Raw genomic sequence first — 19,098 nt, forward strand, 5'->3', positions numbered from 1 at the left:
CGCACCCCCTTCCCCCGGTGACCGGTCGGCGCTCTAATGACCGCCACGTCCATGTGAGCCAGCGAACCGGGGTCAGGAGGAACGGTGGAGTACAACCTTGCCGACCTGTTCGAATCGGTCGTCGACGTGGTCCCCGACCGCGAGGCGCTGGTGTACGTCGACCATCCCGGCACCGGCCGGGAGCGGCGGCTCACCTACGCCGAGCTCGACGCCGCCGCCAACCGGATCGCGCACCACCTGACCGACGCGGGCATCCGGCCCGGCGAGCACCTCGGCCTCCACCTGTACAACGGCGTCGAGTACCTGCAGACCGTCCTCGCCTGCCTCAAGGCGCGGATCGTTCCGGTCAACGTGAACTACCGCTACGTGGAGGAGGAGCTCGTCTACCTCTACCGGGACGCCGACCTGGCCGCTCTCGTCTTCGACGCCGAGTTCACCGACCGGGTCGCGGCGGCACTGCCGCAGACGGAGAAGCTGCGGCACCTCGTGCGGGTGGGGACCCCGCCCTCCCGTCGCCCGACCACCACCCCTCAAGGAGCTGCTGCGCAGCACAGCGCCCCGTTCGAGGGAGCCCCGGCTCTCGACTGCGTGCCGTTCACGGAGGCGGAGGCCGCCGGTTCGCCGGAGCGCGGCTTCGGTCCCCGCTCGCCCGACGACCTCTTCATCATCTACACCGGCGGCACGACCGGTATGCCCAAGGGCGTCCTGTGGCGCCAGGAGGACCTGTTCTTCGCCGGGCTGTTCGGGGGCGACCCCTCGGGCGAGCCCGTGAAGCGCCCCGAGGAGCTGGCGGAGCGGGTCGCGGCCGGCGGCGCCGGCATCACCTTCTTCCCCGCGCCGCCGCTCATGCACGGCACCTCCACGCTGACCGCGTTCATCGCGCTCAACTACGGGCAGCGGGTGGTCCTGCACCGCAAGTACGTGCCCGAGGAGGTGCTGCGCACCCTGGAGAAGGAGAAGGTCTCCAGCATCTCCCTGGTCGGGGACGCGATGCTGCGGCCGCTCGTGGACGCGCTGCGCGGTCCGCTCAGGGGGACGGACCTCTCGGCCCTCTTCAGCCTGTCCTCGTCCGGAGCCATCATGTCCGAGACGGTACGGGCCCAGCTCCAGGAGCTCATGCCCAACGTCGTGCTGCTCAACAACTTCGGCTCCACCGAGTCCGGTTCCAACGGCCGCGCCACCGACGACTCCGGCCCGGCCAAGGGCTTCCGGCTGCACGTCAACGAACGCACCCAGGTCGTCGACCCGGCGACCCGGGTCCCCGTCGCGCCGGGCGAGACCGGCCGCCTCGCCCAGCGCGGCCACGTCCCGCTGGGCTACTACAACGACCCGGCCAAGACCGCCGAGACCTTCTTCGAGCGGGACGGGGTGCGGTGGGTGCTGCTCGGCGACATGGCGACGGTGGACGAGAGCGGCGTGGTCACCGTCCTGGGCCGCGGCTCGCAGTGCATCAACACCGGTGGCGAGAAGGTCTATCCGGAGGAGGTGGAGCAGGCCCTGAAGTCCCACCCCGACGTGTACGACGCGCTGGTCGCCGGTGTCCCCGACGCCCGCTGGGGCAACCACGTCGCCGCGGTCGTCCAGCTCCGCCCGGACGCCCCGGCGCTGGACCTGGAGTCCCTCCAGACCCACTGCCGGCAGCAGCTGGCGGGGTACAAGGTCCCCCGCCAACTGGTCCTCACCGACCGCATCCAGCGCTCCCCCAGCGGCAAGGCGGACTACCGCTGGGCCCGCGCGGTGGCGGTGGAGGCGGACGCCGACGGGCGCGACTGAGCGGCCTCACCGGCCCCCGCCGCCGCGGTCGGCGGGGGCGGGTCCGCACAGCCAGCCGTTGACGGCGAAGCGGCTGTCCTCGTGCCTCTTCCCGGGGCAGACGACCGGCCGCACCTCGTGCCAGGCGGTGGGCAGGAAGAACACGATGCTGTCGTGCTCGGGTTCCCAGTCCCGCCAGGTGCGTTCCCGCCACTCCCCGGTCGTCCCGGTGTGCAGCGGCAGGGCGGCGTCGAAGACGCGCAGCTCGCCGCCGCGGAACGGCCGGGGTGTGCGGTGCAGGTAGTACACGAACGTGAGCAGACGCCGGCGGGCGTACTCGACGCTGGTGTCCTGGTGCGGTCCGTAGAAGTCCCCGTCGTTGTGCACGTTGAGGCCGTAACGAGGTTCGGTGTACCGGCAGTCGACTCCCAGCGTGTGCTCGACCGCGTCCCGTACGTCCTCGATGGCCGCCAGCAGTTCGGGCGCGTCGAAGTCCGGGCACGAGCGGGACCGGCGCAGGTCTGGGGCGAGCTCCTGGTCCCGGACCATGGAGGGCTTCAGTCGGTCGCCGGTGGCGGCGACGGCGCGCTCCAGCAACGCGTCGGCCGTCCGCTCGCCCAGGAAGCCGGTGATGCGGCAGACCGTCACGGGAAGCCGCCAGATCGCGTCCGTGGACACCGGCGACAGGCCGCCCGCCGTCATCGCCCCGCCTCGGACGTGGCCGTGGCCGCTGCGTCTCGCAGCCGGTCCACCTCGGCCTTGAGCTCCTGCACCTGGCGGTGGAGCGCCTGGACGCAGACCAGGGCGACGCCGAGGCCGTCGACGACGGGGATCCTGGTGTCGTCCGGGTTGAAGCCGAAGGCCGTGTGCCAGTCCTGGGCCATCGGTCCGAGGTGACGGACGTCCTCGGCCTCCCAGAGGTAACGCCAGGTGCTGACGGGCAGCGCGGCCACGGTCTCCAGGACCGCGAAGCCGTTGACCGCGCCGACAGGTGCCACGGCGGCGGTGTCCCGCGCGCCGGCCGGGGCCACGGCGGCACCCGGCAGGCCGTACGCGCCGAGGTCCGCGGAGGCGCGGCCGGCCCGCCGGGTCCGGCGGTGCAGGATCCGCATCGTCACCGGCTCCAGTCGACCGGGACCACGTCCAGCTTGAGCCGGTGGTCGCTGCAGATCGAGCACGGCGCGTTCGGCACCCCCGGCCCCTGGTCGGTGCCGACGGTGATCGCCCCATGGGCTCCGACGGGCGCGTGGACTCCGTCGCCGACCAGCGCGGCCTCGTAGCCGCCCAGCAGCTCCTGGAGGGTCCCGGGGCCCAGGTTCTCGGGGGCGGTGATCGAGGCGACGCCGTCGTAGTCGGTGTAGGCCGCCCCGAGCGTCCGGCCGCCGACGGTGGCGAACACGATCTTGGCTCCCCGGACGGGCTCCCCGGTGACGGCGTCGGAGGCCATCGCGTGGATGTTCTCCAGTTGCATCTGGGTGACGTTCAGGGTGGCCTGGCTGACGGTGAGCCTGGTCGGCTTCAGGCTGGGGCATTCCGCGCCGCTGCAGGGCGCGGGCGACGAGGGGGTCGCGGTCGCGGCGACACCGCTCCCCGCGCCCAGCGACGCCAGAGCGGCTGCCATCACCGCGACGGTCCGACGACCGACAGAACCCATGTTCACTCCCACTCGACCGGTGCCGCCCCCTGTGGGACGACGGGCACGACCGTAGTCACGCGCGTCCGGTACGAGCGTCCGACGGACAGGAGTACGCACCATCTGATGAACCGTCGGCGGCGCCGTGACGAACGCGGACGATTCATACCGGCCACGGCACGGCCGCACGGGCCCTCAGAGGCCGAATTTCCTGATCGCCGCGAGGAATTCGGCGGGTGCGGCGTTGTGGATGAGGTGTCCGACCTCGATCCTGACGAGGCGGGCGTCGGGGATGCGGTCGGCGAGCAGGGTGAGGTGGTCCTGGGGGACGTGGCTGGTCGGGCCGCCGGCGAGGACGAGGGTGGGGGCCGTGATCGTGGTCAGCTCCTCGCGCCAGGCCGGGTCGGGGGCGTTCAGCTCGGCATCGGTGGTCGTGACGATGCCCCAGTCGAAGGGGAGGGGACCCTCGGGTCGCTCGGCCACCGGGCGCGGCGGGTCGAGCGGGAGGAAGGCCGGCGCCTCCTCCAGGACGAGGCGGCCGATGAGGCCGGGTGCGCGCTGGGCGAGGAGGTACGCGGCCGCGCCGCCCATCGAGTGGGCGACGACGCCGGCGCCGGTGAGGCCGAGGGCCTTCATGAAGCCGCCGAGCTCGTCGCGGAAGTCCTCGAAGCCGTAGCGGCCGGGCCGGTCGCTGAGTCCGTGGCCGCGCAGGTCGACCGCGTACACGCGGTGGTCGGCGGCCAGGTCGGCGGCGATGTCCGTCCAGGTCGTGCTGTTGTTGCCGCGGCCGTGGACGAGGACGACGGGCCGGGCGTCCTCGGGTCCGGTGACCCGGTAGGCGAGGCGTACGCCGGCCACGGTGACCGTGCGGACGGCCGGGTCGAGGAAGGCGGCGACCGGGCGGACGAAGGCGTCCGCGTCGTCGACCCAGGGGAAGTGTCCGGCGCCCGGCTGGACGACGAGCTCCGCGTGCGGGAAGAAGGCGGCGGCCTCGGCCGCCTTCGCGGGCGTCGGGCCCGCGTCGTACTCGCCCGCCACGATCAGGACCGGCGCGGTGAGCGCGCCGAGCGCGCGGCGGGTCGCCTGCGGGTCGTAGGCGCCTTCGCCGTGGTAGGCGGGTGCGGCCTCCCAGTTGATCTCCCGCTCGCCCGCCGCCGCGTGCTCCTGGGCGGCGGGGTCCCAGCGGCCGTACCCGAAGGGGGCGGCGATCTCGTAGACGCGCCGGAGCGGGGTGTCGGGGCCGATGGTGTCGAGGGCGGCCCTGGCCTGCGCGTACCAGTCCCGGTCGGCGAAGAGCTCGACGGCCTTGTCCCACTCCTCGTCGGTGGTCTCGACGCCGAGGGCGCGTCCGGCGGAGGTGACGAGGACGAGGGAGCGGATCCGCTCGGGGTGGGCGGCGGCGTACAGGACGGCGAGGTTTCCGCCCGCCGAGTGGCCGAGGAGGTCGATCCGCTCCAGGCCGAGGTGGGCGCGGAGGGCCTCGACGTCGCCGATCTGCCGGTCGCAGCGGTACGTGCCGGGGTCGGCGGGCACGGCGCTCGCGCCGGTGCCTCGGGCGTCGAGCAGGACGAGGGCGCGGTGGGCGGCGAGTCCGCCGAGGTCGCCGAGGTAGCCGGCGTCGCGCATCGGCCCGCCCGCCAGGCAGACGAGCGGTTCCCCCTCCCCCTGTATGCGGTAGGCGAGTTCGGTTCCGTCATACGTCGTGAACGTCGGCATGCCGACGATCTTCACCGGCCGCGCGGATCATCGCAATCGGTTTCGCCGAGAGCGCGACGCGGTCGGCGCGATACGGTGGAGGGCCGTCCCCGACCTGCGAAGGAACCGTTTCACCGTGCCCGACACCCGGGAATCCGCACTGCGCGGCGACTGCGCGAACTGCTTCGGCCTGTGCTGCGTGGCGCTGCCCTTCGCCAAATCGGCCGACTTCGCCGTGAACAAGGCATCGGGAGAGCCCTGCCGGAACCTCCAGGAGGACTTCCGCTGCGGCATCCACACCCGGCTGCGGCCGAGCGGTTTCCAGGGCTGCACGGTGTACGACTGCTTCGGCGCCGGCCAGCGGGTCTCCCAGGTGACCTTCGGCGGCGTGTCCTGGCGCGAGGCTCCGGAGACGGCCCGGCAGATGTACGAGGTGTTCCCGGTGGTGCGCCAGCTGCACGAGCTGCTGCGCTACCTCACGGAGGCCCTGGCCCTGCGGACGGCCCGCCCGGTGCACGCCGAGCTGCGGGCCGCGCTGGCCCGTGTCGAGGAGCTCGCCGGGGGCACCCCGGACGCCCTGGAGAAGCTGGACGTCGGCGCCGTGCGGGCCGAGGTCAATCCGCTGCTCCTCAGGACGAGCGAGCTGGTCCGCGCCACGGCCGGCGGGCGGCCGAAGAGCCGGCGCGGGGCGGACCTGATCGGCAAGCGGCTGCGCGGGGCGAAGCTGCGGGGCACGGACCTGCGCGGGGCGCTGCTCATCGCCGCCGACCTGACGGGGGCGGACCTGTCGCTCGCGGACCTGATCGGCGCCGACCTGCGGGACGCCGATCTGTCGGGCGCGGACCTGACCGGCGCGCTGTTCCTGACCCAGCCCCAGCTGAACTCCGCACGCGGTGACGCGGCGACCCGCCTCCCGGAGGGCTTCGACCGCCCCGCGCACTGGACGGCCTGACGCCGCCGGGAGCCCCTGGGGCGCGGTCACGAAGGCGACGGTTCCTCGACCTCGTACACGTACGGCGTGGTGGTCGACAGTGCCAGGAAGCCGAGGCGCGCGAGGATCGGGCGGCTGGTGTCCATCGCGTCGACCTGGACGTAGCGGTGGCCCCGGGTCGCGGCGATGCGGGCTCGGTGGGCGACGAGGGCGCGGTAGAGGCCGCGGCCGCGCCAGCCCTCGACGGTGCCGCCGCCCCAGAGGCCCGCGAAGTCCGTGCCGGGGTACAGCTCCATGCGGGCGGCGCTGACGGGTTCTCCCGCGGCGAGGGCGACGACGGCGGTGACCGTGCCGGGGTCGGCCGCGAGCCGGTCCAGGAGCTGGCGGCCGAGGCGGGAGCTGTCGGTGCCGAAGGCGCGCTCGTGGACCTCGACGACCTGGCGCACCCCGGCCTCGTCGGTGACCGCGCGGATTTCGACGCCGTCGGGGAGCGGGACCTCCCGGGGCAGGTCGGCGGCCTCGGCGGCCATCAGGGCCTCGGGCTCCTCGGGGGTGAGGCCCGCCGCGCGGAGCCGGTCGCCGAGGTCGGCGGGGGTGTCGTGCGCGTACAGCTTCCATTCGAAGGACAGGCCGGCGGCGCGGTAGTGGTCGATCTGCGCGGCGATGGCGCGGTCGGCGCCGGGCGCGTCGAGGCCGGACCAGAGGACGCCGTTCCACGCGTGCGCGGGGCCGGTCTGGCGGACGACGGCGCCGACGCGCTCGACCCGGCAGCCGGGCCCGTCGGGGCGCGCCTCGCGGCGCAGCTGGAGGTCGTACAGGTCACGCAGGTGCTGGGGTTCCATGGCGGCCACTCCAGCACCGTGTCCGGCGCCGGGCAACGGAATTTGCCGGCACCCCCCGCCCGGTCGGCGGTCAGGCGCGCGGCCGCACCTCGACGTTCTCGAGGATGCCGACCGCGTCCGGCACGAGGATCGCGGCGGAGTAGTAGGCGGAGACGAGGTAGGAGATGATCGCCTTCTCGTCGATGCCCATGAAGCGGCAGTTGAGGCCGGGTTCGACCTCGTCGGGGAGACCGGTCTGGTGGAGGCCGATGACGCCCTCGTTGTTCTCGCCCGCACGGACGGCGATGATCGAGGAGCTCTGCCGGTCGGTGACCGGGATCTTCCCGCAGGGCAGGAGGGGGACGCCGCGCCAGGCGGGGATGTGGTGTCCGTCGACGTCCACGGAGCCGAGTGCGAGACCGCGCTTGTTGCACTCCTTGCCGAAGGCGGCGATGGCCCGGGGGTGGGCGAAAAGGTAGTCGGTGTCGCGGCGCATGCTGAGCAGGTCGTCGAGGTCGTCCGGGGTCGGCGGGCCCGAGTGGGTCTGGATGCGCTGGTCGAAGTCGGTGTTGTGGAGCAGCCCGAACTCGGGGTTGTTGACGAGCTCGTGCTCCTGGCGCTCGCGGAGTTCCTGGATCGTGAGGCGGAGCTGCTGCTGCGTCTGGTTCATCGGCTGGTTGTAGAGGTCGGCGACGCGGGTGTGGACCTTCAGGACGGTCTGGGCGACGCTGAGTTCGTACTCCCGCGGCTTGAGTTCGTAGTCCGCGTACGCGCCGGGCAGCGCGGCCTCGCCGACGTGACCGGCGCTGAGCTCGATGGCCGCCTCGCCGACCCGGTTGGTGGGGCGCCGCTGGCCGTTGGACCCTGCTCCCTGGACGTGGTCGCGGAGGTTCTCGTACTGCTCGGCCACGGCCTGGTAGGCGGTGCGGGGCAGGGCGAGGAGGGTGACGGCGGTGACGGCCTTGGCGGTGAAGTCCCATGCCCCGTCCCCGGCGAGCACCTGGCCTCCGAAGGTGTCGCCGTCGCCGAGCCGTCCGAGGAGGGTCTCGTCGCCGTACTGTCCGGTGCCGAGCTTCTCGATCTTGCCGTGGGCGACGAGGTAGACGTGGTCGGCGCTCCGGCCGGCGTTCACGACGATCTGGCCCGGCTCGTACTCCTGTTGGACGAAGCGCTCGGCGAGGGCGCCGAGCGCCGTGGGGTCGTCGAAGCCGCGCAGCAGCGGGAGCTCGGCCAGCTCGGCGGGGATGACCTCGACCCTGGAGCCGCTCTTGACGAAGGTGACGCGGCCGTCGCCGACCACGTACGAGAGGCGCCGGTTGACCCGGTAGACGCCGCCGGGGGTGTGGATCCAGGGGAGTTTCCGGAGCAGCCAGCGGGAGCTGATGCCTTGCATCTGGGGTTCGGACTTGGTGGTGGTGGCGAGGTTGCGGGCGGCTGCGGTGCTGAGGCTGAGCTGGACCTGGCGGAGCTCGATGGCGGGCGGGGTGGCCGCCGGCACGGTGTCGACCGACATGGGTGACTCGCTTTCTGGGGCTCTTGCGACGTGCACGGACTCTCGTACGTCACTCTCCGTGCCCAGGTGTAACGCACAGCGGTGTACGTCATCCGGGTGCGGCGCGAACGGGTGGGAGCGCCGCGCGGCGGTGGCCGCCCCGCGAGCGCCCTGCACGCTCCGCCGTCCGTGCGGACTCGCGCGCGGGAAAAGTCATCCCGCCCCCTTGCCAAGCCCCGGGTACTTCCGGTTTTACTGACCGGGAACGGATCGACCGAATGATCGGTAGTCCGTTTTACGACAGCGGAGGAGTGGCGCATGACGGAACTGCTGGACAGCGGCGAACGGCTCGGACGCGAGGAGCTGGCGGCCCTCCAGCTGGAGCGGCTGCGCGCGACCCTGCGTCACGCGTACGAGAACGTCGACTTCTACCGGCGCTCCTTCGACGCGGCCGGACTGACCCCGGACGACTGCCGCACGCTCGCGGACCTGGCCCGCTTCCCCTTCACCGCCAAGTCGGACCTGCGCGACCACTACCCCTTCGGCATGTTCGCCGTCGACCAGTCCCGGATCCGGCGGATCCACGCCTCCAGCGGCACCACCGGCCGCCCGACCGTCGTCGGCTACACGCAGGCCGACCTGGACATGTGGGCCGACGTGGTGGCCCGCTCCCTGCGCGCGGCCGGTGCGCGCCCCGGGCACAAGGTCCATGTGGCGTACGGATACGGCCTGTTCACCGGCGGGCTCGGTGCCCACTACGGCGCCGAGCGCCTCGGGTGCACGGTGATCCCGGCCTCCGGCGGGATGACGGCCCGGCAGGTGCAGCTGATCCAGGACTTCCGTCCCGAGATCATCATGGTGACCCCCTCGTACATGCTGACGCTGCTCGACGAGTTCGAACGGCAGGGCGTGGATCCGCGGTCGACCTCGCTGAAGGTGGGCGTCTTCGGCGCGGAGCCGTGGACGGAGGAGATGCGCAAGGAGATCGAGGAGCGGTTCGCGATCGACGCGGTCGACATCTACGGCCTGTCGGAGGTCATCGGCCCCGGCGTGGCGCAGGAATGCGTGGAGACCAAGGACGGCCTGCACATCTGGGAGGACCACTTCTACCCGGAGATCGTGGACCCGTTCACCGGCGAGGTGCTGCCCGACGGGGAGGAGGGCGAGCTGGTCTTCACCTCGCTCACCAAGGAGGCCATGCCGGTGATCCGCTACCGGACCCGTGACCTCACCCGGCTGCTTCCGGGGACCGCGCGGGTGTTCCGCCGGATGGAGAAGGTCACCGGGCGCAGCGACGACATGATCATCCTGCGCGGGGTGAACCTCTTCCCCACCCAGATCGAGGAGATCGTGCTCCGCACCCCGGGCGTGGCCCCGCACTTCCAGCTGCGGCTGACCCGGGAGGGCCGGCTCGACGCCCTGACCGTGCGGGCCGAGGCCCGTCCGGACGCGACGCCGGAGGTGCGCGCGGAGGCGGCCCGGGCGGTCGCGGCGGCGGTGAAGGACGGGGTCGGGGTCTCGGTCGCCGTAGAGGTGGTCGACCCGGAGACGCTGGAGCGCTCGGTGGGCAAGATCAAGCGGATCGTGGACCTGCGGGGCGCGTAGCCTGGAGGGAGGAGGTGGTTGCGATGCTGTCTGACTCCCCCATAGCCGCGATCATTCCGGTCAGCGACATGATCAGGGCCAAGCAGTTCTACTCGGAGACCCTCGGACTCCCCCTCACGAAGGAGTCGCCCGAGGACACCCGGTACGAGTGCGGTGGAACGACGATCGGCCTCTACGAGACGCCGTACGGCGGCAAGGCCGATCACACTTTGGCGAGCTGGAAGGTCGACGACCTCGACAGCGAGATGAAGGAGCTGCGCTCCAAGGGCGTCACCTTCGAGGAGTACGACCTGCCCGGCATCAAGACGGTCGACGGCGTGGTCGAGTCGGACACCATGCGTGGCGCCTGGTTCAAGGACAGCGAGGGGAACATTCTCTGTGTGATGGAGGAGCGTGCGGGCTGACGCCCCTCCACTCGGTGTCATGAGGCGCCGAAGCGGTCCCTCAGGTCGCGCTTGAGGATCTTGCCGCTGGCGTTGCGGGGAAGCGCGTCCACGAGGAAGACGCGCTTCGGCGCCTTGAAGCGGGCGAGCCTCTCGCGGGCGTGGTCGAGGAGTTCGTCCTCGGTGACCTCGCCGCGCGGGACGACGACGGCCGTGACCGCCTCGATCCAGCGCTCGTCGGGGAGGCCGATGACGGCCACCTCGGCGACCCCGGGGTGGGTGTAGAGCGCGTCCTCGACCTGGCGGGAGGCGACGAGCACGCCACCGGAGTTGATGACGTCCTTCACCCGGTCGACGATCGTGAGGTAGCCCTCGGCGTCGCGGACCGCGAGGTCTCCCGAGTGGAACCAGCCGTCCCGGAAGGCGGCCTTGGTCTCGTCGGGCTTGCGCCAGTAGCCGTCGCACAGCTGCGGGGAGCGGTAGACGATCTCGCCGGGCGTGCCGTCGGGGACGTCCTCACCGTCCTCGTCGACGACGCGGGCCTCGACGTGGCGCACGGGGCGGCCGCAGGAGTCCATCCGGCCCTCGTGCTCGTCGGGGCCGAGGACGGTGGCGAGCGGGCCGATCTCCGACTGGCCGAAGCAGTTGTAGAAGGCGAGCTCCGGCAGCCGGGCGCGCAGCCGCTCCAGGACGGGCACGGGCATGATCGAGGCCCCGTAGTAGGCCTTGCGGAGGGCGGAGAGGTCGCGGGCGGCGAACTCGGGCTGGTTGGCGAGGCCGATCCAGACGGTCGGCGGGGCGAAGAAGCTGTCGGCGCGGCCCGCCTCGATCAGGTCGAACAGGACGGCCGGGTCGGGTCCGTCGACGATCGTGTTCTCGGCGCCGACGGCGAGGTAGGGCAGCAGGAAGACGTGCATCTGCGCGGAGTGGTAGAGCGGCAGCGCGTGCACGGGCCGGTCGTCCTCGCGCAGGTCGAGGGCCTCGACGGCGCTGGCGTACTCGTGGACGAGTGCGTGGTGGGTCATCATCGCGCCCTTGGGCAGCGCGGTGGTGCCCGAGGTGTAGAGCAGCTGGACGTACTCGCGGGCGTCCCGGTCGGTGTCGTACGTGTCCGGCTCGGCGAGTGCGTCGAGCAGTGAACCGGGGGCATCGCGCAGCGCCTTGACCGCGAAGCCGTCGGGGACCCGGTCGGCGAGGGCGGGGTCGGCGAGGACGAGCGAGGTCTCCGACTGCTCCAGGATGTACGTGAGGTCGTCGCCGGTCAGGTGGTGGTTGACCGGCACGTGGATGAGGCCGGCCCGGGAGCAGGCCAGGAACGCGATGAGGTACGCGTCCGAGTTGTGGCCGTAGGTGGCGACCCGGGCGCGGTCGGGCAGGCCGAGGCCGTGGGACGGCTCCCGCAGGACGGCGGCGGCGGTGGAGACGGCCGCGTCCAGCTCCGCGTACGTCCAGGTCCGGTCGGCGTACCGGACGGCGATCCGGTCGGGCACGCGCTGCGCGCTCATGCGCAGGACACCGTCGACGGTGCGGCTGAGGAGTCGGTCCATGCGGTGATCCTCGGCGCGGGGAGGGTGGCAGGTCAAGTACCGTGCGGCGCGCCGTGCATGCCCGGACCTCGGATACCGAACGGGATGTTGACAAGGGGGCGCGCAACTGCGTGCATGGTCCAACCCGCAGTGCTCATCCGCCCGTTGGGAGGCATCTTGCACCTCCGTACCCGTCTGAAACACCTGGCACTCACCGGCGCGGCCCTCGCCGTCGTCACGGCCTCGCTGCCCGGCGCGGCGGCCGCCGACTCCGGAGACAGGGCCCACCGCCCGTCCGACCGGGGTCTGTCGGCCGTCATCCGCTACACCGAGTACGGCATCCCGCACATCGTGGCGAAGGACTACGCGAACCTCGGATTCGGCACGGGCTGGGCCCAGGCCGCCGACCAGGCGTGCGTGCTCGCCGACGGCTTCCTGACCGTGACCGGGGAACGCTCGCGCTTCTTCGGTCCGGACGCCGCCCCCGACGGCTCGCTCTCCTCCGCCACCACGAACCTCTCCAGCGACCTGTACTTCCGTGGCGTCAAGGACGCGGGCACGGTCGAGGAGCTGCTCGACACCCCGGCGCCCGCCGGGCCGAGCCGCGACCTCAAGGAGATGATGCGCGGCTGGGCGGCCGGCTACAACGCCTGGCTGCGGAAGAACCGGATCACCGATCCGGCCTGCGCGGGGGCCGACTGGGTCCGTCCGGTGACCGCGCTCGACGTGGCCCGGCGCGGGTTCGCGGTCTCGGTGCTCGGCGGGCAGGGCAGGGCCGTGGACGGCATCACCGCTGCCCGGCCGCCGGCCGCGCCCTCGGGCGTCTCCGTCCCGGCCGCCCGCGCTACCGGCGCCGTCCCCGATCCGGACGACGCCGCCGAGGCGGCGCGCGAGCTGTTCTCTCCCGAGAACGCCACCATGGGCTCCAACGCCGTCGCGTTCTCCGGGGCGACGACGGCGAACGGGCGCGGGCTGCTCCTGGGCAACCCGCACTACCCGTGGCAGGGCGGCCGCCGGTTCTGGCAGTCGCAGCAGACCATCCCGGGCGAGCTGAACGTCTCCGGAGCCTCGCTGCTCGGCACGACCGCCGTCAGCATCGGATTCAACGACAAGGTCGCCTGGAGCCACACCGTCGCCACCGGGGTGCCGCTCAACCTGCACCAGCTGACGCTCGCGCCCGGCGACCCGACCTCCTATCTGGTGGACGGGAAGCCGGAGCGGATGACCGCGCGCGAGGTGACCGTGGCGGTCAAGGACGGCTCCCCCGTCACCCGTACCCAGTGGTGGACCCGGTACGGACCGGTCGTCGGCGGCCTCGGCGCGCAGCTGCCGCTGCCGTGGACCGCGACGACGGCGTACGCCCTGAACGACCCCAACGCCGCCAACCTGCGCGGCTCCGACACCGCGCTCGGCTTCGGGAAGGCCCGCTCCACGCAGGACATCGCCGACACCCTGAAGCGCACGCAGGGACTGCCCTGGGTCAACACCATCGCGGCCGACTCGGCGGGGCACTCCCTCTTCACCCAGTCCCAGGTGCTCCCCCGGATCACCGACGAGCTCGCCCAGCGCTGCTCCACCCCGCTCGGACGGGCCACCTACCCGGCCTCGGGCGTCGCCGTGCTCGACGGCTCGCGCTCGGACTGCGCGCCCGGCTCCGACCCGGACGCGGTGCAGCCGGGCGTCTTCGGCCCGGCCCGGATGCCGGTCCTGCGGGACACCCCGTACGCGGAGAACTCCAACGACAGCGCCTGGCTGGCCAACGCCGACCGGCCGCTGACCGGTTACGAGCGGATCTTCGGCACGGTCGCCACCCCGCGCTCGCTGCGCACCCGGGGCGGGATCGAGGACGTGGCGGCGATGGCGGACCGGGGCCGGCTCACGGTGGCCGACCTCCAGCACCAGCAGTTCGCCAACCGCGCGCCGGCCGGCGACATGGCCGCGGCCGACGCGGCGAAGGCCTGCGCGTCGGCGCTGCCGGAGGACCCGGAGGTCTGCCGGGTGATCGGGGCCTGGGACCGGACGGTGAACACCGACAGCCGGGGCGCGCTGCTCTTCGACCGGTTCTGGCGGAGGTTCACCGGCACGGTGAAGCCCGCCGACCAGTGGAAGGTGCCGTTCTCGGCGGCCGACCCGGTCCGCACCCCGCACACCCTGAACACCGGTCTCCCGGAGTTCGCCAAGGCCCTCACGGACGCGGCGGCGGAGCTTCGGGCGGCCGGCATCGCGCTGGACGCACCGCTCGGCGCCCACCAGTTCGTCGTACGGAACGGGGAGCGGATCCCGGTGAGCGGCGGGACCGAGTCGCTCGGCGTCTGGAACAAGGCCGAGCCCGTGTGGAACGCGCCGGGCGGCGGCTATGTGGAGGTCGCGCACGGGACCAGCCACGTACAGGCGGTGGGCTGGGACGGGAGCCGGTGCCCGGTGGCCCGCACCCTGCTCTCGTACTCCCAGTCCTCGAACCCCGACTCGCCGCACTACAGCGACCAGACGAAGCTGTACGCGGGCGAGCGCTGGGTGACCTCCCGGTTCTGCGAGAAGGACATCCTGCGCTCGCCCGCGCTGAAGGTGGTGGTCGTCAGGGGCTGACCGGGGCCGCCGTCACGAACTGCCGGCCCGTCACGGGCTGAACGACAGGAACACGAAGGCGGCGAAGATCGAGAGGTGGACGCTGCCCTGCAGGAGAGTGGCGCGTCCGGGCACGACCGTCAGGGCGCTCACCACGGCCGTGAGCACCAGCAGCACCATGTGGAGGGGCCCCAGGCCGAGGATCAGGGGCCCCTCCAGCCAGATCGAGGCGAGGGCGATCGACGGGATCGTCAGGCCGATGCTGGCGATGGCCGAGCCGTACGCCAGGTTCATGCTGGTCTGCATGCGGTCCCGGCTCGCCGCGCGCACGGCGGCGAGGGTCTCGGGCAGCAGCACCATCAGGGCGATGACGACGCCCACGACCGCCTTGGGCAGGCCCGCGGAGGCGACGGCGTCCTCGATGGTCGGCGAGACGAGCTTGGCGTTGCCGACCACGGCGACGAGGGCGACCACGAGCAGACCGAGGCTGAACCAGGCGTCGCGGGCGGTCGGCGGCGCGGCGTGCTCGTCCTCCGCCTCCGGGATTCCCCGGTCCGGCCGCGGCACGGGCAGGAAGTAGTCACGGTGCCGGACCGTCTGGACGGCGACGAACACCCCGTAGAGGAGGAGCGAGGAGACGGCGGCGAAGGCCAGCTGTCCGGCGGAGAATTCGGGGCCCGGGTGGCTCGTCGTGAACGTCGGCAGGACCAGCGTCATGGTCGCGAGGGTGCAGACGATGGCGAGTTCGCCGCCGGAGCCCTCCGCGTTGAAGACGGCGATCCGGTTGCGCAGCGCGCCGACGAGCAGGGAGAGGCCGACGATGCCGTTGCAGGTGATCATGACGGCGGCGAAGACCGTGTCCCGGGCGTAGCTCGTCGCCTTGTCACCGCCTCCGATCATCAGCATGACGATCAGTCCGACCTCGATGACGGTGACGGCCACGGCGAGGACGAGGGAACCGAAGGGTTCTCCGACGCGGTGGGCGATGACCTCGGCGTGATGGACGGCCGAGAGGACCGCGGCGAACAGGCAGGCGACGACGATCGCCACCGCGAAGCCCGGGAGATCGCGCCCCCAGGCGAGGCCGAGCACAAGCGCCGCCACCACCGGCCCCCAGGTGGTCCACTGCCTCGCTCTTGCCGCCGCACTCGAACTCATGATCCGCATCCTGCCACAAGAGGGTCTTTTCGCCCGTTTCGTTCAACCCTCGGGATCGATGAGACCGCGCTCTGGGGCGGCGAGGGTCTCGACGAACGTCCTGCGCTCGGCCTGGCGGAGGGGGCGAGGGCCGCGCGCCTTTCACGGCACCGGGCGATCGCCGCCCATCTGGTCAAGGTCCACGACGGACTCCGCGCCGCCCCGGCGGACCCTGCGCACCGAGGTGGACCGCCTCGCGACGAGCCTGAGGCGCACTTCGCCCACGAGGAGGCCCAGTTGCTCCCGGCCCTGACACCGGATCAGTAGTCAGGCGCGCCAGTCCGCGCAGTACTGGATGTGCAGGCTTGCCGGCACGTTGCGGCGGGTCCGTCGCCGCGACCACGGGCCGGAGCCGAACTCCACGCAGTAGTGCCCGGCGCCCGGATGGCGGTGCCGGTGGGACGGGGCCTCGTCGACGAGGCCGCGCAGCGCGGAGCCGTGCTCGCGGAAAGCGGTGGCGCTGCCCACGACGAAGAGGGTGTGGGCGGCGATGTCGAAACCGAGGTGGTCCCGGTACGTCCGGTGGTACCGGCGCTCGTGGTCGACGGCGCTCGCGTCGGGGAAGTCACGGTCCGGGGTGTCGGCGGTGTGCCGCGTGCCGGCACCGAGCCGGGCCCGGACCTCCTTCCAGGAGGCGGTGGGGAACTGCAGGCTGTGATGGACCAGGACCAGGTCGAGCGCGACCGGTTCGCCGTCCCCCATGACCCCGTCGGGAGCCGGATTGGCCCGGATCGGCAGGTGGACCAGGGACCGGGCGGAACGGGCGGCCAGCGCCCACAGGGCGGTGAGCCGCGCGGCACCGTCCCGGTCGGCGTACATCGACAGCCAGTGGCCGTCGTCGCGCAGGGCCAGCCGCGCCGGGGCCGGCTCGGGCCGGACGACCCTGACCTCTCCCCCGTCCAGCCGCACCTTGTGCACCCTGACCCGCTGTTCCACACGCCTCCTCGAACACCCCGTCGAACGGACGGTCCGCCGCACCCTAACCCGACGCGTGTCCGTCATAGGCTGGATTTCACACGCGAGGGACAGGAGACCCAGGTGACCGAGACCGCGGCGGCCCAGGTGCTGGCCGAGCTCGCCGAGCTCGAGGACCCGAAGGCACGCAGGGTGAACGAGCGGCACGGTGACGATCACGGCGTGAACCTCGGCAAACTGCGCGCCCTCGCGAAACGGCTGAAGACGCAGCATGAGCTGGCGGGCCGGCTCTGGGAGACGGACGACACGGCGGCGAGGCTCCTGGCGCTCCTGATCTGCCGCCCGAAGGCGTTCGAGCGGGACGAGCTGGACCGCATGGTGCGCGAGACGCGTGCCCCCAAGGTGCACGACTGGCTCGTGAACTACGTGGTCAAGAAGAACCCGCACGCCGAGGAGCTGCGCCTCGCCTGGCTCTCCGATCCCGATCCGGTGGTCGCGAGCGCGGGCTGGGCGCTGACCACGGCACGTGTGGCGAAGCAGCCCGAGGGCCTCGACCTCGCCGGACTGCTGGACGTCGTCGAGGCGGAGATGAAGGACGCGCCCGACCGCCTCCAGTGGGCCATGAACCACTGCCTGGCGCAGATCGGGATCGACCATCCCGAGCACCGCGCCCGTGCCGTCGGCATCGGTGAGCGCCTGGAGGTGCTCAAGGACTATCCGACCCCTCCCGGCTGCACGTCCCCGTACGCACCCGTCTGGATCGGCGAGATGGTGCGCCGGCAGCAGGAAGGGTAGGCGGGGTCCCGGAAGGTGCCGGCACGCACCGCTTCCCCCGCGGGCGCGCACCCGTTCCGGCGCCCGGTGGAGCACACTGGCAGGAGGGGGCGGAAGGCCGGCCCCGCCCGGGTCCGACCGGTCCCGCCCACCCGTGGAAGAGGGTGCGTGGATGCCCAGAACCCGGTCCTCGTCCCGCTCGCGCTACGCCCCCGACCAGGGGCTCGCGACCCGTATGGCGACGACGATGTTCCTGATCGGACTGCTGTACGTGGTCTTCGTCGGCGTCCTGCTGGTGCTGCTGCGCGGGTCCTGGCCCGTCATCCTGCTGATCACGGGCGTGCTGTTCGTCGGGCAGTTCTGGTTCAGCGACCGGATCGCCGCGCTGGGAATGGGAGCGCGCGAGGTGACCCGCGAGCAGGCGCCCGAGCTGCACGGCACCGTGGACCGGATCTGCGCGCTGGCCGACATGCCCAAGCCGAAGGTGGCGATCGCCGAGAGCGACGTGCCGAACGCCTTCGCCACCGGCCGGGGCGAGAAGACCGCGCTGGTCTGCGTCACGACCGGCCTGCTGCGGCGCCTGGAGCCGGAGGAGCTCGAGGGGGTCCTCGCGCACGAGATGTCGCACGTGGCGCACCGGGACGTCGCGGTGATGACCATCGCGTCCTTCCTCGGTGTCCTCGCGGGGATGATGACGCGGGTCGCGCTCTACAGCGGTCTCGGCCGCAGCCGGGACAGCACCCTGGGCATCGCCGTGCTCCTGGTCCCCGTGGTCAGCGCCGCCGTCTACGTCGTCAGCTTCCTGCTGACCCGGGTGCTGTCCCGCTACCGCGAACTGGCCGCCGACCGTGCCGCCGCGCTCCTCACCGGCCGCCCCTCGGCGCTGGCCTCCGCGCTCACCAAGGTGAACGGCGAGATGGCCCGGATCCCGACGCAGGACCTGCGCAAGGCGGAGCCGTACAACGCCTTCTGGTTCGCGCCCGCCTTCTCCTCCAAGGAGAGCCTGAGCCGGCTGCTCTCCACCCACCCCACCCTGGAGCAGCGGCTGGAGCAGCTCGCGCGGATCTCGGCGCGGCTCGGTGAGGCGTGACGGCGGTGGGACTCCTCGACAGCATCCTCGGGCGCAGCCGGCCGGTACGGCCCGATCTGGACCGCCTCTTCGGGCTGCCGGCCGCCGCGCTCACCCTGCAGGCGGGCACGGGCTTCGTGCCGGCCGGCGCCGGGTCGGTGTGCTTCGCGGCGGTGGAGGGCGGTGCGTTCGCGCGCCTGAAGGGGGACGTACGGGATCTCCTCGACGTCGAGGTGACGGCCTGGCCCGACGGGGGTGCGGGCGAGGGCGCCGGAGCAGGGCCGGACGAGGGCGCCGGACCCGGGGCGTACCCCGTGACGTACACCTCGGACGCGTACGGCTACACCTGGCTCACCGTCCGGCGTCCCGCCGACGACCTGATCACGCTGGTCAACGACCTGCACGCGGTCAACGCGCTCCTCGAGGAGGCCGGCTTCGGCCCGAATCTGCTCTGCTCCCTGACCGCGTTCCGCGCGCCGTCGGCGGAAGGCAGGCCCCAGGCGCGCGACCTCGCGCTCGTGTATCTCTACAAACGCGGCACCTTCTATCCCTTCGCGCCGCGCACGGATCGTCCCGAGACCCGCGACAACGCCCTTGAGCTCCAGGTCAGGGGCCTGCTCGCGGGCGATCTCGCGATGGAGCCGGACATGGAGCGGTGGTTCCCGGTGTGGGGTGCGCCGGGTCTCGGCGGGGCGGACCGGCCGCCGGGGCGGGGACCTTCCGGCGTGGGCTGAACGCCG

At 72.6% G+C, this 19,098-nt stretch carries 17 protein-coding genes; 8 read left to right on the forward strand and 9 right to left on the reverse strand.

The features are described from left to right. Window positions 1-84 precede the first annotated feature (84 nt). Window positions 85-1,773, forward strand: a complete 1,689-nt coding sequence (locus tag ACN9M0_RS02265) for an acyl-CoA synthetase (RefSeq protein ID WP_426403010.1) — start codon at window positions 85-87, stop codon at window positions 1,771-1,773. A gap of 6 nt (window positions 1,774-1,779) precedes the next feature. Here ACN9M0_RS02265 and ACN9M0_RS02270 read toward each other — a convergent pair whose 3' ends face one another. The 4 genes from ACN9M0_RS02270 to ACN9M0_RS02285 all read right to left on the reverse strand — a co-directional run bounded on the left by ACN9M0_RS02270 (window position 1,780) and on the right by ACN9M0_RS02285 (window position 5,101). Next, on the reverse strand, window positions 1,780-2,454 hold the full coding sequence (locus ACN9M0_RS02270; protein WP_366038289.1) for a 2OG-Fe(II) oxygenase: 675 nt from the start codon (window positions 2,452-2,454) through the stop codon (window positions 1,780-1,782). Continuing rightward, window positions 2,451-2,864: a tail fiber domain-containing protein gene (locus ACN9M0_RS02275; RefSeq protein WP_426405271.1), complete on the reverse strand. Its 414-nt coding sequence runs from the start codon at window positions 2,862-2,864 to the stop codon at window positions 2,451-2,453. Before ACN9M0_RS02275 ends, ACN9M0_RS02270 begins: the two co-directional genes overlap by 4 nt. Before the next feature lie 2 nt (window positions 2,865-2,866). Then, on the reverse strand, window positions 2,867-3,373 hold the full coding sequence (locus ACN9M0_RS02280) for a hypothetical protein (protein WP_366038288.1): 507 nt from the start codon (window positions 3,371-3,373) through the stop codon (window positions 2,867-2,869). A gap of 207 nt (window positions 3,374-3,580) precedes the next feature. Then, window positions 3,581-5,101, reverse strand: a complete 1,521-nt coding sequence (locus tag ACN9M0_RS02285; protein WP_426403011.1) for an alpha/beta fold hydrolase — start codon at window positions 5,099-5,101, stop codon at window positions 3,581-3,583. A 115-nt stretch (window positions 5,102-5,216) separates the two neighbouring features. Between ACN9M0_RS02285 and ACN9M0_RS02290 the strand changes: the two genes are divergently transcribed. Beyond that, window positions 5,217-6,032: a pentapeptide repeat-containing protein gene (locus ACN9M0_RS02290; protein ID WP_426403012.1), complete on the forward strand. Its 816-nt coding sequence runs from the start codon at window positions 5,217-5,219 to the stop codon at window positions 6,030-6,032. Window positions 6,033-6,058: 26 nt separating this feature from the next. On the opposite strand, the gene ACN9M0_RS02295 is transcribed toward ACN9M0_RS02290, so the two are convergent. Both ACN9M0_RS02295 and ACN9M0_RS02300 read right to left on the reverse strand, forming a co-directional pair. After that, window positions 6,059-6,853, reverse strand: a complete 795-nt coding sequence (locus tag ACN9M0_RS02295) for a GNAT family N-acetyltransferase (RefSeq protein ID WP_366038285.1) — start codon at window positions 6,851-6,853, stop codon at window positions 6,059-6,061. A 70-nt stretch (window positions 6,854-6,923) separates the two neighbouring features. Then, window positions 6,924-8,345 (reverse strand): family 2B encapsulin nanocompartment shell protein, encoded by a 1,422-nt coding sequence (locus ACN9M0_RS02300; protein ID WP_366038284.1) that lies wholly within the window; start codon window positions 8,343-8,345, stop codon window positions 6,924-6,926. Window positions 8,346-8,642: 297 nt separating this feature from the next. On the opposite strand from ACN9M0_RS02300, the gene paaK reads away from it, so the two are divergent. Together paaK and ACN9M0_RS02310 are read left to right on the forward strand one after the other, a co-directional pair. Next, the gene (gene paaK / locus ACN9M0_RS02305) at window positions 8,643-9,929 is read left to right on the forward strand and encodes a phenylacetate--CoA ligase PaaK (protein ID WP_366038283.1); all 1,287 of its coding nucleotides are present in this window, start codon (window positions 8,643-8,645) and stop codon (window positions 9,927-9,929) included. Between the two features lie 23 nt (window positions 9,930-9,952). Then, on the forward strand, window positions 9,953-10,333 hold the full coding sequence (locus tag ACN9M0_RS02310) for a VOC family protein (RefSeq protein ID WP_366038282.1): 381 nt from the start codon (window positions 9,953-9,955) through the stop codon (window positions 10,331-10,333). A gap of 17 nt (window positions 10,334-10,350) precedes the next feature. Here ACN9M0_RS02310 and ACN9M0_RS02315 read toward each other — a convergent pair whose 3' ends face one another. Continuing rightward, entirely contained in the window at window positions 10,351-11,859 is a 1,509-nt protein-coding gene (locus ACN9M0_RS02315; protein WP_366038281.1) for a fatty acyl-CoA synthetase, read from the reverse strand. A gap of 156 nt (window positions 11,860-12,015) precedes the next feature. On the opposite strand from ACN9M0_RS02315, the gene ACN9M0_RS02320 reads away from it, so the two are divergent. Further along, window positions 12,016-14,424, forward strand: a complete 2,409-nt coding sequence (locus ACN9M0_RS02320; protein ID WP_426403013.1) for a penicillin acylase family protein — start codon at window positions 12,016-12,018, stop codon at window positions 14,422-14,424. A 30-nt stretch (window positions 14,425-14,454) separates the two neighbouring features. Here the strand turns inward: ACN9M0_RS02320 and ACN9M0_RS02325 are convergent, their stop codons facing one another. Continuing rightward, window positions 14,455-15,561, reverse strand: coding sequence for a calcium:proton antiporter (locus ACN9M0_RS02325; RefSeq protein ID WP_366038279.1), 1,107 nt, complete (start codon window positions 15,559-15,561; stop codon window positions 14,455-14,457). A gap of 306 nt (window positions 15,562-15,867) precedes the next feature. Further along, window positions 15,868-16,536, reverse strand: coding sequence for a hypothetical protein (locus ACN9M0_RS02330; RefSeq protein ID WP_366038278.1), 669 nt, complete (start codon window positions 16,534-16,536; stop codon window positions 15,868-15,870). 102 nt (window positions 16,537-16,638) lie between these two features. Here ACN9M0_RS02330 and ACN9M0_RS02335 point away from each other — a divergent pair, with 102 nt between their 5' ends. From ACN9M0_RS02335 to pspAB, 3 genes are all read left to right on the forward strand, one after another. After that, window positions 16,639-17,310: a DNA alkylation repair protein gene (locus ACN9M0_RS02335; RefSeq protein ID WP_399695351.1), complete on the forward strand. Its 672-nt coding sequence runs from the start codon at window positions 16,639-16,641 to the stop codon at window positions 17,308-17,310. Between the two features lie 151 nt (window positions 17,311-17,461). Then, entirely contained in the window at window positions 17,462-18,379 is a 918-nt protein-coding gene (gene htpX / locus ACN9M0_RS02340; RefSeq protein ID WP_399695353.1) for a zinc metalloprotease HtpX, read from the forward strand. Window positions 18,380-18,384: 5 nt separating this feature from the next. Next, window positions 18,385-19,092 carry a PspA-associated protein PspAB gene (gene pspAB / locus ACN9M0_RS02345; RefSeq protein WP_366038275.1) on the forward strand — a complete coding sequence of 236 codons (708 nt, stop codon included), beginning with the start codon at window positions 18,385-18,387 and terminating at the stop codon, window positions 19,090-19,092. The last annotated feature ends 6 nt before the right edge of the window (window positions 19,093-19,098 follow it).

Origin of the sequence: Streptomyces sp. R-07 (genome assembly GCF_049913175.1) — a bacterium.
GTDB lineage: Bacteria > Actinomycetota > Actinomycetes > Streptomycetales > Streptomycetaceae > Streptomyces.